At 68.1% G+C, this 15,452-nt stretch carries 11 protein-coding genes; 7 read left to right on the top strand and 4 right to left on the bottom strand.

From position 1 onward, the window contains the following. Positions 1-11 precede the first annotated feature (11 nt). Positions 12-1,124: a ricin-type beta-trefoil lectin domain protein gene (locus tag ODJ79_RS40690; RefSeq protein WP_263029052.1), complete on the bottom strand. Its 1,113-nt coding sequence runs from the start codon at positions 1,122-1,124 to the stop codon at positions 12-14. Between the two features lie 914 nt (positions 1,125-2,038). Between ODJ79_RS40690 and ODJ79_RS40685 the strand changes: the two genes are divergently transcribed. Beyond that, the gene (locus tag ODJ79_RS40685) at positions 2,039-3,427 is read left to right on the top strand and encodes a ricin-type beta-trefoil lectin domain protein (protein WP_263029051.1); all 1,389 of its coding nucleotides are present in this window, start codon (positions 2,039-2,041) and stop codon (positions 3,425-3,427) included. 86 nt (positions 3,428-3,513) lie between these two features. Next, positions 3,514-5,268: a ricin-type beta-trefoil lectin domain protein gene (locus ODJ79_RS40680; RefSeq protein ID WP_263029050.1), complete on the top strand. Its 1,755-nt coding sequence runs from the start codon at positions 3,514-3,516 to the stop codon at positions 5,266-5,268. Positions 5,269-5,314: 46 nt separating this feature from the next. On the opposite strand, the gene ODJ79_RS40675 is transcribed toward ODJ79_RS40680, so the two are convergent. Next, positions 5,315-8,059 carry an RICIN domain-containing protein gene (locus ODJ79_RS40675; RefSeq protein ID WP_263029049.1) on the bottom strand — a complete coding sequence of 915 codons (2,745 nt, stop codon included), beginning with the start codon at positions 8,057-8,059 and terminating at the stop codon, positions 5,315-5,317. A 461-nt stretch (positions 8,060-8,520) separates the two neighbouring features. Here ODJ79_RS40675 and ODJ79_RS40670 point away from each other — a divergent pair, with 461 nt between their 5' ends. Genes ODJ79_RS40670 through ODJ79_RS40650 form a run of 5 tightly spaced genes read left to right on the top strand, consistent with a single transcriptional unit; the run spans position 8,521 to position 14,285 of the window. Beyond that, positions 8,521-9,582 (top strand): sugar ABC transporter substrate-binding protein, encoded by a 1,062-nt coding sequence (locus ODJ79_RS40670; RefSeq protein WP_263029048.1) that lies wholly within the window; start codon positions 8,521-8,523, stop codon positions 9,580-9,582. A gap of 11 nt (positions 9,583-9,593) precedes the next feature. After that, positions 9,594-11,114: a sugar ABC transporter ATP-binding protein gene (locus ODJ79_RS40665; protein ID WP_263029047.1), complete on the top strand. Its 1,521-nt coding sequence runs from the start codon at positions 9,594-9,596 to the stop codon at positions 11,112-11,114. Continuing rightward, positions 11,107-12,150, top strand: a complete 1,044-nt coding sequence (locus ODJ79_RS40660) for an ABC transporter permease (RefSeq protein ID WP_263029046.1) — start codon at positions 11,107-11,109, stop codon at positions 12,148-12,150. The genes ODJ79_RS40665 and ODJ79_RS40660 overlap by 8 nt, the downstream gene beginning before the upstream one ends. A 39-nt stretch (positions 12,151-12,189) precedes the next feature. Further along, positions 12,190-13,503 carry an enolase C-terminal domain-like protein gene (locus ODJ79_RS40655; RefSeq protein WP_263029045.1) on the top strand — a complete coding sequence of 438 codons (1,314 nt, stop codon included), beginning with the start codon at positions 12,190-12,192 and terminating at the stop codon, positions 13,501-13,503. Positions 13,504-13,550: 47 nt separating this feature from the next. Then, positions 13,551-14,285: a FadR/GntR family transcriptional regulator gene (locus ODJ79_RS40650; RefSeq protein WP_263029044.1), complete on the top strand. Its 735-nt coding sequence runs from the start codon at positions 13,551-13,553 to the stop codon at positions 14,283-14,285. A 44-nt stretch (positions 14,286-14,329) separates the two neighbouring features. Here ODJ79_RS40650 and ODJ79_RS40645 read toward each other — a convergent pair whose 3' ends face one another. Next, entirely contained in the window at positions 14,330-14,782 is a 453-nt protein-coding gene (locus ODJ79_RS40645) for a hypothetical protein (RefSeq protein WP_263029043.1), read from the bottom strand. A gap of 269 nt (positions 14,783-15,051) precedes the next feature. Further along, complete coding sequence (locus ODJ79_RS40640; RefSeq protein ID WP_263029042.1) at positions 15,052-15,441, bottom strand: response regulator; 390 nt, start codon at positions 15,439-15,441, stop codon at positions 15,052-15,054. Positions 15,442-15,452 lie beyond the last annotated feature (11 nt).

Below are 15,452 nucleotides of genomic sequence, written 5' to 3'. Positions count from 1 at the left end.
GGTCCTCCCGTTCAGACTTGGGACCAGCGCTGGTTCGCCGCCGCGGTGCAGGTCCACAGCAGCACGGCGGTGCCGTTCGCGGTCCGGTTGTGGTCGACGTCCAGGCACAACCCGGACGGCACGCCGCGGACGGTGCCGTCGGCGTTGTGGGTCCATTGCTGGTTGGCGCCGCCGTTGCAGTCCCACAGTTGGGCCTTTACGCCCGGGGTTGCGCCGGTCGGTGCGTCGAGGCATTTGCCGAGCGTCTGGATGGTCTGGCCGGTGAACGTCCATTGCTGGTTGGCGCCGCCGTTGCAGTCCCAGATGATCGGCTGGGTGCCGTTGGTGGTGTTGCCGCCCGGCACGTCGAGGCATCGCCCCGAGGCGGCGCTGACCAGGCTTCCGCCGGTTCCGCCGCCAGGGTCACCGATCGAGCCGGGCACCGAGCGCAGGGCCGCGTACCAGGTGGCGGCCATCTTGTCGTACCCGGTGGCGGTGGGATGGATGCCGTCGATGAGGTCCGCACTGGTCAACGCGGCGTGCATGTCGACCAGGTGGACGTGCTTGCCCGCGGCCACCTTGCTCTGCACGATGCCGGGAACGGCGGCGTTGAAGGTGCGTGCGGCGGCCTCCTGACCGGCCGACGCCAGCGGAATGATGGTCGCCACGAACACGTCCGCGGCGGGCGCGGCCGCGGTGATGTGGTCGATCAAGGTGGAGAGCCGCCCGGGCGCGCCGGCGAGGTTGTAGTTCTGCAGGACGTCGTTGGTGCCGATGTGCAGCAGAACGGTCCGGGCGCCGGCGGTGGCGAGCCACCCGGAGATGTTCGCGTCGATCTGGTCGATCCGCCACCCCGGGTGGCCCTCGTGGTCGTGATCGCCGAGGGTGGCCGGCCCGTTCGACTGGGTGCCCACGAAGTCGACGCGGTAGCCCGCTGTCGCCATCCGCTGCCAGAGGCCGATGCGGTACCCACCCGGCACCTGGGTGCCCTCGGTGATGGAGTCGCCGAGCGGCATGACGCGCACGCCACCGTTCGATTCGGCCGCCGCTGCGCCCGGCCGGGTCAATGGTGCGGTCAGGGCGAGCGCGGCCGCGAGCGCGACGGCGACGGCGCGATTGATTCGTAACCGGACGGCATGCCTCATGGGTTCTCCCGGCGATCAGGGCGGACGGGGTGGTGTCAACGCGACCTGTGACGCAGAGCGGCGATGCCGGGGAGGAGCCGCGCCGCCGGGATGAGAACGTTAACACCTCATTTCAGGAGGCTGCCAGAATGTTGCAGTACATTCAAGTACAAGAATTTGTACGAGGTGGACCCGGGGTCGTACTAGCAGCTCACCAGGGGTTTTTGTCGCTTCCCGAGCCGTCGGTGACCTTCGGACGGGTCCGGCATAACAGGTTTTCAGCCACGGCCTCGAAATTTTGCAGGGTCAATTCCAAAAAGAGCCTGCGGGCGCATTTCCGTGCGTATTACGCCGGCGCGGACGCATTGCGGATCGGCACCCGATCCGCTTTTCCCCCCGCTCTTGGTGACGATGGCCCAGGTGTGGCGCTGCCTTGATCCAGCCGTCCTCTCCGCCGCGTCCGGGCGCTCCAGAAGTCATACGTATGCCCTTATGGTTGGCGGCGATGACCGCTCCGTCAACACGGTGTCTTCGCAGAGCCCGCAACTTCCACCGCCGCGCAGCGCTGACGGCATCGTCGGTCGAATCGATTCGCCCAGGCCGCAGTGGCGACGTGCCGGGGCCGATCGGGAGTCGCCCGTGTGAACGGCGAGGTGGCGCGGTGTGCAGATCTCACCGGCAGCCGCCTTCGGGTGCGGGAACCAGCCAGAGATCCCAGGTAGGTGAGCGTTTGGCGATTGACTTGGCGGGGCACCAGACATCGGCGTCCATCGCTTGACATTCATCACCGTGCGACCTATGTTGCAGGCGCATTACGGGCAGCGTCGCCGTCGAATCGGTTCTCCAGCGCCGCCCGCGCACCGCTTCCCCGGTGCCTCACGAAGGCTCTCGTGGCCGCCGCCACCCGCGGCCCCAGCTCTCATCTGGAGGCATTCATGGTCAGAACGCACTCCGGCCTACGGCGTGCATTCGCGGCGACGATCGGTGTCGTCTTGGCGTTGCTGGGCGTGCCCCGCGCGGCGGAAGCCGCCACCGCGACGGTCGTCCCGGGCACCATGTGGACCGACACGGCCGGCAACCGGTTGCAGGCACACGGCGCCGGCATCTTCACCGTGGGTTCTACCTACTACATGGTCGGCGAGGACAAGGTGGCCGGTTCCACCTTCACGGCGGTGGCCTGCTATTCATCCACCGATCTCGGGCACTGGACCAGACAGGCCAACGCGCTCTCCAGGCAAGCCGGGGGCGACCTCGGGCCCGGCCGGATCGTGGAGCGGCCCAAGGTGATCTACAACAGCACCACCGGCAAGTACGTGTTGTGGATGCACATCGACAACACCGCGTACAACGACCAGCGCGCCGGTGTGGCGATCAGCGACACGCCCTGCGGGCCGTACACCTATCTGGGCGCGACTCGGCCGCTCGGCCACCCGAGCCGGGATCTTGGGTTGTTCAAGGACGACGACGGCACCGCGTACATGATCCACGAGGATCCGGCCGCCGGCATGCGTATCGAACGCCTTTCCGCCGACTACACCAGCGCGCAAAGCACCGTCGCCACCTTTCCTTCGCTGGAGGCTCCGACAATGGCGAAGGTGGGTGGTCGTTACTTCCTGCTCACATCGCATCTGACCGGTTGGGGCACCAACGACAACGTGTACGCCACGGCCACCTCGCCGGCGGGGCCGTGGAGCGCGTTCGCCAACTTCGCGCCGTCCGGCACCCGCACCTACGACTCGCAGACGTCGTTCCTGCTGCCGATCAGCGGTAGCGCCGGAACCAACTACGTCTTCGTCGGCGACCGCTGGAACTCCGGGGATCTGTACTCGTCGTTGCCGGTCTGGCTGCCCATTACGCTGACCAGCGGCGGCACCGCGGCCATGAGCTGGTTCCCGTCGTGGGGGCTGGACACCGCGACCGGTGCGTTCACGCTGCCGGCCTATTCCCGGCTCACCGGCAACCAGTCCGGTCGATGCCTGGACATCACCGGAGGCGTCTCGACGAACGGCACCCCCGCGGAGATCTGGGACTGCAACGGCAACGCGTGGCAGCGTTTCGCGCCGAGCCCGGCGAGCGAGCTCCGCGTCTTCGGCAACAAGTGCTTGCAGCCACGTGGCCAAGCAACGACGGCCGGCACCGTCGTGGAGATCGGGGATTGCACCGGGAGCGCCCACCAGAAGTGGATGTTGTCCTCCGACGGCGCCATCGTCGGCGTTGCCTCCGGCCTCTGCCTCGACGTCAACGGCAATGCCACCGCGAACGGCACCAAGGTCCAGCTCTGGACCTGCAACGGAGGCGCGAACCAGAAGTGGTCTCGACAATGACCGCTCTCCCGCCGACCCTCGACTCGCCACTGGAGACATCGATGCAGCAACGAAGAAAGCTCGGCCGACCTGTCGCAAGAGCCTCGATGGCGATCGGCATGGTCCTGGCGGCCGCCGTCCCGCTCACCGTGCCGGCCGAAAGCCAGGCGGCCGCCAATGCGGCACTGAGCGTCGACCTGGCCTCCGGCCGGGGGACGTCCACGCTGGTCGGTGCGGGTGTCCTGTACGGGATCAACCAGGACGCCACGCTGCCGGCCGACCAGTTCATCCAGCCTTTGAAGATCAACGCTTTCCGGGGTGGTGGATGGTTCTCCGGCGGCTGGATCAAGGACAACTACCAGTTCGGCTCCGCCACCCAGGCCGATATCACCTCGATCATCGCCCAGGGCCGGCGGTTGAACCAGGTCGGCGATCATCCGCAGTACCAGGTGCTGCTGAGCGACCTGTACGGGCTCAACGGCGGCCAACCGTCGAACACCGTGTACCCGTGCGACAACGGCAACTGCTCCAACTGGGCGACGTTCATCGATTCCACCGTCACCGCCCTGCAGGCCAGCGGTGTGGCATTCGCGTACGACATCGACAACGAGCCGGACATCTCGATCTTCTGGAAGGCCGGCGTGAACAGCACCCAGTACTTCCAGATGTGGGACACCGCCTACCAGGAGATCCGCAAGGTCGCTCCGAGCGCGAAGATCGTCGGCCCGTCGTTCGCGTACACCCCGCAAAGCAGGCCGGCGCAGTGGAGCACGTTCCTGAACCACGTCCGGTCTGCGGGAACCGTACCGGACTGGATCACCAACCACGACGAGGGCGACGTCGACGACCCGGTCACGGTGGCGCAGGCACTCAACAGCCAGCTGTCGTCCGCGGGCATCGCAGCCCGGCCGCTGTCGGCCAACGAATACCAGCCGGCCGATCGGCAGACGGCCGGCGTCACTGCCTGGTATCTGGCCCGGTTCGCGCAGTCCGGCTACGCCAACGCGATGCGGGGCAACTGGGTGTGCTGCATGACGCCCAACCTGACCGGAATCCTGACCCAGAGCAACGGCAGCTGGACCACCAGCGGCAACTGGTGGGCGATGCGGTCCTACGCCGACATGACCGGCACCCTGGTCAACACCTCCGGACAGGTCGGCAGCACCGCGATCTCCGCATCGATCGACAGCGCTAACCGCCGGGCGGTGGCCATCATCGGCGACAGCAACGGATTCACCGGCACCGCGTCGGTCACGTTCAACGGTGTCTCGTCCAGCAGCTGGCTGGCCGGCAACGGCAGCGTCAACGTCGTGGTCGACCGCATCCCGGACCAGGCAACGCTCGGCGCACCGCAGGTGGTCCTCAGCCAGACGATGACCGTCTCCGGCGGCGCCGTCACCGTGCCGGTCACGTTCCAGGCATCGCACGACGCCTTCGCCATCTACCTGACGCCCGCCACCTCCGGCGGTCAGCAGGGTGTGGAGCTGGTCGGCGGCCAGTCCGGACGATGCGTCGATGTGCCCAACGGCGCAACCACCAACGGTACGCAGACCCAGCTGTACGACTGCTCGGGCGGCACGTCGCAGCGGTGGACGTACACCTCGAGCAAGCAACTGCAGGTGTACGGCACCAAGTGCCTCGACGCCAACGGCAAGGGCACCACCAACGGCACCGCGGTGATCATCTGGGACTGCAACGGGCAGACCAACCAGCAGTGGAACCTCAACTCCAACGGCACGATCACCGGCGTGCAGTCGAGCCTGTGCCTCGACGCCAATGGCGCCGCGACGGCAAACGGCACCAAACTGATCCTCTGGACCTGCAACGGCGGTTCCAACCAGCAGTGGAGCACGCGGACCTGAGACGACGGGCCGGCCGCACGTTTCGTGCGACCGGCCCGCGGATCACTCAGCTACGGGTCCACTTCTGGTTGTTTCCTCCGTTGCAGGCCCACAGATCGATGAGCGTGCCGTTGGCTGTTCCGTTGCCGGTCGCGTCGAGGCACAGGTGGGACTGCACGCCGGTGACGGTGCCGTCGGAGTTGACGGTCCACTGCTGGTTGGCCTGGCCGTTGCAGTCCCAGATGACGACGGCCGTGCCGTTGGTGGTGCCCTGCCCGGAGGCGTCCAGGCACTTGGTGCCGTACACCTGCAGCTGGTTGGCCGAGGTCAGCGTCCATTGCTGGTGGGATCCGCCGTTGCAGTCCCACAGTTCCGTCCGGGTGCCGTTGGTCTGCGAGGCGTTCGGCACGTCCAGACACCGGCCGGCGTTGACGTTGCGCAGGGCCGACGCCGACCCGCCGGGGCCGCCGTTGCCGCTCAGGCCGATCGTCGCGCTGCCCAGTGCCCGGCTGGTCACGGCCGCGGTCCCGGTGACCTGGGCGAAGGGCAGTGACGCGGTCGGCGCCGACGGCTTTTGCACCAGGTACGACCGGCCGGCGGTCACCGGCACGCCGAGCGTCGAGGCGGTGGTCGGGGAGACCACCACGGCGCCGGTCGAGCCGTCGACCACCTCGGCCTGCTGGCCCGGCCACGGGTTGCGTACGGTCATCGTCTGGGTGGTGCCGGCCTCGATCGCCGCGGTGGCAAGGGTTCCGCCCTCCACCTGCACGTCGACCTTCGAGCCGCCCTGGATGTACACCGTGCCGGAGGCGTCCCAGGCTGACGGCCAGGCGGGAGCGAAGCGGAGCGTGCCGTCGTAGTCGGTCGCCAAGGCCTCGTTCAGCGTGGCGGCGACGTTGGAGACCTGTTCGATGTACGGCTCGTCCAGTGAGCCGGGGTTCCACGCGGCCAGGCCGGAGGGGTACAGCTGGTAGGTCTTCGTGCTGGCCACCAGATCGTTGGCGACCTCGGAGGGCAGGTCGAGGCGGGCCGCCTGGATCGAGTCGTACGTCCAGTCCGGGGTGTTGATGTATTGCCGGTGGGTGTACGTGCGTTGTGCGAGGGCGGTGAGGTTGTCCCCGTTGACCACGGTGTTGTCACCGATCACGCCGAACGGCCAGACCGGCTCGAGCCCGAGGTTCTCGGTGTTGTGGATCGCCGCCGTCGGTTGGTACGAGTTGCCGATCACGTCGGTGCCGGACGCGTCCGCGGACGGGCCGAGCAGTTGGGTGTGCGTCTGCTGGTCGGTGCGGGCGTACGGCCGGATCTGCCCGAGTGCGGTGTGCAGCCGGGAGGCCAGCGAGGAGTCGGTGCCGAGTTGCGTCGCCGCAGCCGCTGCGGCCGAGAACAGCGCCTGGTCAGCGGCGATGTCGGTGGTGGGATCCGGCACCGCCCACTGTGTCTCGTGCGCGTTGTCCACCGAGTGCAGGTAGCCGTCGGAGCCGACCGATTGCCACGCGAGCAGGAACGTCGCCGTCTGCTGCAGTACGGGGTAGTACTTCTGCAGGAAGGCGAGGCTGCCGGTGTCCTGGTACTGCTGCCAGATCCACAGAGCGATCTCGGCGCCGCTGGTGATGGTCTCGGCGTTGAAGCTCGGGCTGGAGGCCACGGCGCACGACGCGTTCGAGCTGATGCCCCCGCCGTTGTAGTAGCCGTTGCCGTTGAACCGCATGGTCTCCGGCACGCAGGCGCCTGCCTTGCCGTTCATGTTGGCGCCGGTCCACGATTCGATCGCGGGCAGGTCGTTGAGGTACATGTCGAAGATCGGCAGGTTCAGCGCGAAGTTGCCGGAGGCCAGGTTCGCCGAGATCTGCCCGCGGAGGTTCCACAGCCAGTATCCGGCCGGGTACCACGCCTGGTGGTCCTGGTTGAAGTTGTACAGGTCGGCGAGGCCCGCCTGGCTGCCCGGATACTGGCCGGTGTGCATGAGGCCGGCCTCGAAGTACAGGTAGAGGGTATTCAGGTTCTCCATGTACTGGGCGGTCCCGTCCGCGGAACTTGCCTCGATGAGGCCGCTTCTGGCCCAGTACTGGTTCCACCATGCGGACTGGGTCGCCAGCAGGGTGGACGTCGCGGAGGTGGCGTCACTGCCGATCACGGTCGAGGCGGTGGACGTCGCGTTACCACCGGTCCACGCGGGTGAGGCGACGACGATCCGGTACGAGCCGTCGCTGTTCGGGTTGACGCCGACCTGTACCTGCGTGGAGTTCACCACCGAGGCGGTGACGTTCTGCCCGCCCGCGGTGATCGCCGCCATCGCGCCGAAGGTCTGGTTCGAGTGACCCGACTGCGAGTTGTCGGACCAGGACTGGGCCAGCGCGCCGAGCGCACCCGAGGCCGAGGCGGTGGGGGAGCGGCCGCTCCACAGGGTCAGGCTCGCGACCACCCGGTTGCCGGGATTTGCCCCGGTCACGTCCACGACCAGTTCGTCCTTGCCGGCCGGTACCCAGGCCTGCAAGGTCATGCCGCCGCCGGACTCGTGCAGAACGCCGTTGTACAGGTCCAGGTAGCCGGCGAAGTTCGAGGCCGAGGTCATCGCCGTCAGGCCGCCGATGGTCACCCGTCCCGGCGACAGCCGGTCCGGCATGGTGTCGCTGCGATTGAGCTGCGCGGTGAAACCGTTCGCCGCCCACGTGGCCACCCCGAGCGAGCCGTTGCCCAACGGCAGGAACTGGGTGGCGGAGCTGTTGGGCCGGCCGAGCACCACATTGGAGCGGGAGACGATGCCGCCGACATTCCTCGAGAACGCCCCGCTCTGCCAGGCGGTCGTCACGGTGGCCGCATTCGCCGGTGTGCCCGGCCCGACGGCGACCGCGAGTACGGGGGCGACAGCGGCTGCGGCGGCACTGAACCGCCGCAAACTCGAACGACAGGACACGGTTCCTCCCTGAATGCGCACCGGATTGACGGAGATGTCACTCCGATCTCGGGCCCGGGGGAGCGGATCGACCGCCGGCGGGGCCAGGCCGCCACCATGGCCTGGCCCCTGGTCATCATCGACGGATATCGATTAATAGAACATCACACGTCCTACGGGAAGGCAAGATGAGATGGGATGACCGCTTCCATTCTTGCCGAGCGCACCCGCCAGAAAAGCCCATAAAACGCCCACAGCGTGGACAGTGGCGAGGGCGAGGCATATAAATACATCCCATGTAACGCCTGCGCGTCACTTGCGTTTCCGAACCTGGAACATCGCCCGTCCGTCTGGCAGCCCAGTAGGAGAGAGCAGCGATGAAACACATAACCGTCGTGCGGACCGTCGCCACCGTCGCGTCCGTGCTGATCCTGGTCAGCGCCTGTGACCGGGCTTCCGATACCGCCACGGCGGGCGGTAAGCCGGTGGTGGGTGTCGACTATCCGCGGTCGGACACCGACTTCTGGAACTCGTTCATCAAGTACACGCCTCAGTTCGGCGACCAGCTCGGGCTGACGCTGAAGACCACCAACTCGCAGAACGACGTGGCCAAGCTGACCGCCAACGTGCAGACGTTCATGAGTCAGGGGGTCAAGGGAGTGGTGATGGCGCCGCAGGACACCGCGGCGATCGCGCCGGCCCTCGACCAGCTCGCCGCGAAGAAGATCCCGGTCGTCACCGTGGACACCCGTCCCGACTCGGGCAGTGTCGCCATGGTGGTGCGCGCGGACAACCGGGCCTACGGCACCAAGGCGTGTCAGTTCCTCGGCGCCAAGCTCGGCGGCAAGGGCAAGGTCGTGATGCTCGAGGGCGGTCTCGACTCGATCAATGGCCGGGACCGGACCGAGGCGTTCAACGAGTGCATGAAGTCGAACTTCCCGCAGATCAAGGTCTTCGGGGAGGCATGCAACTGGGACGGCGCCGTCGCGGCGCAGAAGTTGCAGACCGACCTGACCGCCAACCCGGACATCAAGGGCGTCTACATGGAGTCCAGCTTCGCGTTGGCCGGCACGCTGCAACTGCTGAAGCAGAAGGGATTGCTGGTCGCTCCCGACGATCCGAAGCACGTCTTCGTGGTCTCCAACGACGGTATCCCGGAGGAGCTCAAGGACATCGCCGCGGGTCAGATCGACGCCACCGTGTCGCAGCCGGCCGACCTGTATGCCAAGTACGCCCTGTCCTACCTGAAGGCCGCGATCGACGGGCAGACCTTCAAGCCCGGCCCGACCGACCACGACAGCACGATCATTCAGGTCCGCGACGGGGTTCTCGAGGATCAGCTGTCGGCGCCCCTGGTCACGAAGGACGGCGCGTCGTACGGCGGCGTAACCAGTGTCAAGAGCGACGACACCTCGCTGTGGGGCAACAACCTGAAGTGAGGGTGGACGGGATGACCGACTCCATGGTGGAGCCGCCCGTCGTCGAGGTGACGGGCGTTACGAAGCGGTACGGGCCGACCGTCGCGCTGGACGGGGTGGACCTGGTGGTCGCGCCGGGTCAGACACACGCCCTGGTCGGCCGTAACGGGGCGGGCAAGTCGACGCTGGTGTCGATCCTGACCGGACTGCAAGCGCCGGACGCGGGCCGGGTGACCTTCGGGGGTCGGCCCGCGCCCCGCCTCGCCGACCGGGACGCCTGGCGGCAGCTTGTGGCCTGCGTCTACCAGAAGTCCACGATCAGCCCGGCCCTGACGGTCGCGGAGAACCTCTTCCTCAACCGGTACGACCGCGGGCGCACCGGGCTGATCAATTGGTCCGCGACCCGCCGCCGCGCGGGCGAGCTCCTGGCGGCGTGGTCGGTCGACGTCGACCCGCGGGCCCTCGCCGGGGACCTGTCCGTCGAGCAGCGGCAGTTCGTGGAGATCGCCCGTGCGCTCTCGTTCGGGGCCCGGTTCATCATTCTCGATGAGCCGACGGCGCAGCTGGACGGCGCCGCGATCAACCGGTTGTTCGAGCGCATCCGCCACCTGCAGAAGCAAGGCGTCACCTTCCTGTTCATCAGCCACCACCTGCAGGAGATCTACGAGATCTGCGACGTGGTGACGGTCTTCCGGGATGCCCGGCGCATCGTGACCGCGCCGGTGGCGGAACTGCCCCGCACGGATCTGGTCGCCGCGATGACCGGCGACGCCGCGTTCACCGAGCGCCAGGAGGACCTTCGCACCGTGGACGCCGCCGCGCCGGCGGCGTTGAGCGTGCGCGACCTGACCGGCGCCGACGGCGTCTACCGGGCGGTGAGCTTCCGCATCGCCGCGGGAGAGATCGTCGGTCTCGCGGGTGCCGCGGGCAGCGGGCGGACCGAGGTCGCGGAGACGGTCGTCGGATGGCGATCGGCCGTGGCGGGCCAGGTCGAGATCGTCGGTCGCCGCCCCCGGCCGGGCAGCGTTCCGGCCGCGTTGGCCGCCGGTGCGGGGTTCGTACCCCAGGACCGCCACCGCCAAGGATTCGTCCCCGGCATGTCGGTCGCCGACAACGGCACCCTGTCCGTGCCGGCTCGGCTGGGCCGGTTCGGCTTCATCAACACCGGACGCCGGGACGCGATCGCCTCCGGCCTGATCAAAAATTTGGCGATCAAGACGCCGAGTCCGCGCCTGGCCGTGTCCGGCCTGTCGGGCGGCAACCAGCAGAAGGTCGTGATGGCGCGGGCGCTGGCCGACGATCCCCGGCTGCTGGTGCTGATCAATCCAACGGCGGGCGTGGACGTGCGGTCCAAGGAATTTCTCCTCGACAAGGTGCAGCAGACCGCGGGGTCCGGGGCCGGCGTGCTCATCGCCTCCGACGAGCTCGACGACCTACGCGTCTGCGATCGCGTCCTGGTGATGTTCCGGGGCCGGGTGACCACCGAGTTCGGCCGCGGCTGGCACGACCACGAACTCGTGGCGGCCATGGAAGGAATGGACCTCGATGCCTGACACCGCCCTCGCGGGCACCTCCGCCTCGGACGAGACGGCCCCGGCCGGCCGGCGGCCCGGCCTGATCGGCGGCCGGGTCCCGATCGCCCGGCTACGCGACCTCGCACTGATCCCGGCGATCCTGATCATCGCCGTCGTCGGGCAGATCGTCAGCCCGGTGTTCCTGCAGCCGGACAACCTGCTCAACGTCCTGCAGACGATGTCCGAGATCGCCCTGCTGGTGCTGGCCGAGACGATGATCCTGATCGTCAAGAAGATGGACCTGTCGCTGGAGTCCACCATGGGCCTGGCCCCCGGGGTCGCGGCCTGGCTCGTGGTGCCGGTCGGGGCCGGACACGGGCTGGGCCTGCTGAGCGGGGGATGGGCGATCCCGATCACCCTGGCGGTGGGCGCGCTCGTCGGCGCGATCAACGCGGTTCTCATCATCCGCTTCGGGTTGAACGGGTTCATCGTCACCCTCGGCATGCTCATCGTCCTGCGCGGCGCGCTGACCGGCATCTCCGGCGGCCAGACCTTCTTCCACCTGCCACCGTCGATGCTCTATCTCGGCACGGCCGAATGGTTCGGTGTGCCGGCTTCGATCTGGATCTGCCTGACGCTGTTCGCGGTAGCCATCGTCGTGCTCGGCTGGACCAGCTTCGGCCGGTCGCTCTACGCGATCGGCGGCAATGTCGACGCCGCCAAGGCGGCCGGCATCCGCACCGACCGCGTGCTCTGGATCGTCATCGTCACCGGCAGCGTGCTCGCCGCCTTGGCCGGGCTCCTGCTGTCGGGAAGGCTCGCGTCGGTGGCCTCGGCGCAGGGCAGCGGCTACATCTTCACCGTCTTCGCGGCGGCCGTCATCGGCGGCATCAGCCTCAACGGTGGCAAGGGCACCGTTTTCGGCGCGTTCACCGGCATCCTGCTTCTGTTCATGATCCAGAACGTGCTCACCCTGGCCGGCGTGCCCGCACAGTGGATCGGTGCCCTCAACGGGCTGATCATCCTCGCCGCCCTGATCGTCTCGCGCATCACCAGCGGCAAGGTCCAGGACTGAAAAGACGTGGTCGCGTCGCACCTCACGGGAGTTCTCACCATGCCTGATTCCTCGCGCATCATCGCGCTGGACGTTCACGACGTGCGGTTCCCGACCTCCGAGCACCTCGACGGTTCGGACGCGATGAACCCGGAGCCGGACTACTCGGCCGCGTACGTGGTGCTCCGCACGGACGCGCCGGACGGTCTCGAAGGTCACGCCCTGGCATTCACGACCGGCCGCGGCAACGACGTGCAAGCCAACGCCATCGCCGCGCTCACCCCGTACGTGGTCGGGCGCGCGGTGGCGGAGGTGTGCGCCGATCTGGGCGGCTTCGCCCGATCGCTGGTTCACGATCCGCAACTGCGCTGGCTCGGCCCGGAGAAGGGGGTCATCCACATGGCTACCGGCGCGGTCGTCAACGCCGCGTGGGATCTGGCCGCCAAACGGGCCGGCAAACCGGTCTGGCGGTTCCTCGGCGAGATGTCGCCCGAGGAACTGGTCGGCCAGGTCGACTTCCGTTGGCTGAGCGACGCGCTCAGCGCCGACGATGCCCTCGACATCCTGCGCCGCGCGCAACCCGGGCGGCAGGAACGGATCGAGCTGCTGCTGGCGCGCGGCTACCCGGCCTACACGACGTCGCCGGGCTGGCTCGGCTACTCGGACGAGAAACTCACCCGGCTGGCGCGGGTAGCCGTCGCCGAGGGCTTCACGCAGATCAAACTGAAGGTCGGGGCGGCCCTGGAGGACGACGTGCGGCGAATGAAGACCGCCCGGGCCGCGGTCGGTGATGACGTCCGCATCGCCGTCGACGCCAATCAGCGCTGGGACGTGCAACCGGCCATCGACTGGATGCGGCAGCTGGCCTCGTACCACCCGTACTGGATCGAGGAACCGACCTCACCCGATGACATCATGGGGCACGCCGCCATCCGCCGTGCCGTACAGCCGATCAAGGTTGCCACCGGCGAGCACGTCGCCAACCGGGTGGTGTTCAAGCAGTTGCTGCAGACCCACGCGGTGGACATAGTCCAGATCGACGCGGCGCGGGTCGGCGGCATCAACGAGAACATCGCGATCCTGCTGCTCGCCGCGAAGTTCGGGGTGCCGGTCTGCCCGCACGCGGGCGGTGTCGGCCTGTGCGAGATGGTCCAGCACCTCGCGATGTTCGACTACGTCGCCGTCTCCGCCACGCTCCAGGACCGCGTCATCGAGTACGTCGACCACCTCCACGAACACTTCGTTGATCCGGTACGCATCCGCGACGGCCGGTACGCCGCACCCACCCTCCCCGGGCTGAGCGCACAGATGCGTCCGGCCTCCCTCGCCGAGTACGCCTATCCCGATGGACCGGCCTGGGCCGCACGGGGCTGATATCGTGGCTGGTCCGCGCGGTGCGGGCGGGCCGGAGGGGGTGCGTCATGTCGTTGACCGACCGGGCCATCGCCCGCATCCGGGAGCTCATCCAGTCCGGTGACCTGGCTCCCGGCTCCAAACTTCCGCCCGAGCAGCAGTTGGCCACCCAGCTCGGCCTGTCCCGCAACCTCATGCGCGAGGCCGTCAAGGTCCTCGTGGTGGCACGCGTCCTCGAGATCCGCCGCGGCGACGGCACCTACGTCACCAGCCTCCAGCCCGACCTGCTGCTCGGCGGCCTCACCGGCGCGGTCGAGCTGTTACAGGGTGACACCGGGGCGCTGTTCGACCTGATGGAGGTGCGGCGCCTGTTCGAGCCGGTGGCGGCGGCGCTGGCCGCCACTCGGATCGCCGAGTCCGGCCTGGCCGACGTCAAACGGCATCTCGACGCGATGACCGAGGCCCGCGACGACGTCGAGTTGCTCAACCAGCACGACGCCGCGTTCCACCGTGCCGTCATCGCGGCCACCGGCAACGACACCCTGGTCACTCTGCTGGACGGGATCTCCGGCCGGACCCTGCGCGCCCGCATCTGGCGCGGGCTCATCGACACCGACGCCGCCGGGCGCACCCTCGCCGAGCACGAGGCGATCTACCAGGCACTGGTCGCCCGCGACGGCCCGCTCGCCCAGGCGGCGGCACTTCTGCACGTCAGCAACACCGAGGGCTGGCTACGGGCACACCTGGGAGCCAACGGATCCGCGTCACCCGCCGACCCGCTCGGGCCTCGCGCGGAGGGCTGAGAGCGCTACCGTGGGCTAAGGGTTGTCTCCCGGTCAGCCATCCGTCAGCACGGCGGCGGATCGCCGGCCACGGCGTACAAGGCGTTCTCGTACGCGCCCCCGAAGTCGATCCTGGTGATCTTCCGTAGTCGCCACTTCGTGGGTCGAGGATCCCAGGTCGCCTGCGGGCTTACCTCCCGGATTCCGATGGCGCGCTTGCGAATGCCGACGAGACGGCCGATGAAACACGCATCCGGGGTGGACCTCTCCAGGTGCAGGGTAATCAACGAGAAGTGCTCGGCCACCGACGCGACGAGCTTTCGAATCTCAGTCAGATCCACGTTTGGTGGCGCGGTGGGTGGCCAGGTGCCTTGTAGGGCAAGCGCCTTGCCGACGAAGCCGCCCGTCGGACGCGACTTGACGGCAACGACGTCGGCGGACCGCAGCGCCGCGAAGCCGTTGAGCCGGATCCCGTCGTCCACGACGGCCATCAACAGCCACGAGTCAGCGAGCATCACGACATACCCATCGAGCGTGTCCGCCCGAGCGATCCCGCGCCGCAGTCGTACCAGCCGGCGCTCGCGCAGGGCCCGATCGAGCCGAAAATCCACCAGTGCTCTTGCCCGTACCTTCGATCTGCCCATCGTTCCATCGTTACTGACGCGACATCACGACGCTGACAATTTCCCGGCGAAGGAACGATCATGGGCCACTGACCTGCGCTTACGCCCGCGCTGAGCTCACCGGCGAGGCCGGCCCACGGGGCGGGGGACGGGCCAGTTCGCGATCATGACGGTGTCTGATCAGCAGCCTGTGTCGAGTCGAGTGCCGCGTCGACGCCGGCGGTCAGCTCGGCCGAGGTGAACGGCTTGGGCACCACTTGATCACCGTCGCGCAGGACCTCGGCCGCGGCGGCAGCGGGTAGCGAACCGGACGCGAGTACCACGGGAATGTCGGCGGTGTCGGGATCGTCGTGCAGCGCCTTTGTCGCTTCGAGCCCGGTCATGACCGGCATCTCGTTGTCGGTGACCACGGCATCGGGGTGGTGAGCGCAAGCCTCCTCGACCAGGGCCGCGCCGTCGTCATGCGTCGAGACATCGTGACCCGCCCTCGCGAGCACTCGTTTCACGAGTTCTTGAATCTCGACGTCGTCGTCAGCCGCTGCGATCTTGGCCATGGCCAGCCTCC

Origin of the sequence: Actinoplanes sp. KI2 (assembly GCF_025630775.1) — a bacterium.
Lineage (GTDB): Bacteria > Actinomycetota > Actinomycetes > Mycobacteriales > Micromonosporaceae > Actinoplanes.
The sequence above is the reverse complement of the archived record's forward strand: the minus strand, read 5'-3'. Positions and strand labels throughout refer to the sequence as shown.

Coding starts and splice junctions, on each gene's coding strand:
- ODJ79_RS40660 (WP_263029046.1), top strand. CDS start 11,107: ATGCCTGACACCGCCCTCGCGGGCACCTCCGCCTCGGACGAGACGGCC.
- ODJ79_RS40685 (WP_263029051.1), top strand. CDS start 2,039: ATGGTCAGAACGCACTCCGGCCTACGGCGTGCATTCGCGGCGACGATC.
- ODJ79_RS40690 (WP_263029052.1), bottom strand. CDS start 1,124: ATGAGGCATGCCGTCCGGTTACGAATCAATCGCGCCGTCGCCGTCGCG.
- ODJ79_RS40650 (WP_263029044.1), top strand. CDS start 13,551: ATGTCGTTGACCGACCGGGCCATCGCCCGCATCCGGGAGCTCATCCAG.
- ODJ79_RS40680 (WP_263029050.1), top strand. CDS start 3,514: ATGGCGATCGGCATGGTCCTGGCGGCCGCCGTCCCGCTCACCGTGCCG.
- ODJ79_RS40640 (WP_263029042.1), bottom strand. CDS start 15,441: ATGGCCAAGATCGCAGCGGCTGACGACGACGTCGAGATTCAAGAACTC.
- ODJ79_RS40670 (WP_263029048.1), top strand. CDS start 8,521: ATGAAACACATAACCGTCGTGCGGACCGTCGCCACCGTCGCGTCCGTG.
- ODJ79_RS40655 (WP_263029045.1), top strand. CDS start 12,190: ATGCCTGATTCCTCGCGCATCATCGCGCTGGACGTTCACGACGTGCGG.
- ODJ79_RS40665 (WP_263029047.1), top strand. CDS start 9,594: ATGACCGACTCCATGGTGGAGCCGCCCGTCGTCGAGGTGACGGGCGTT.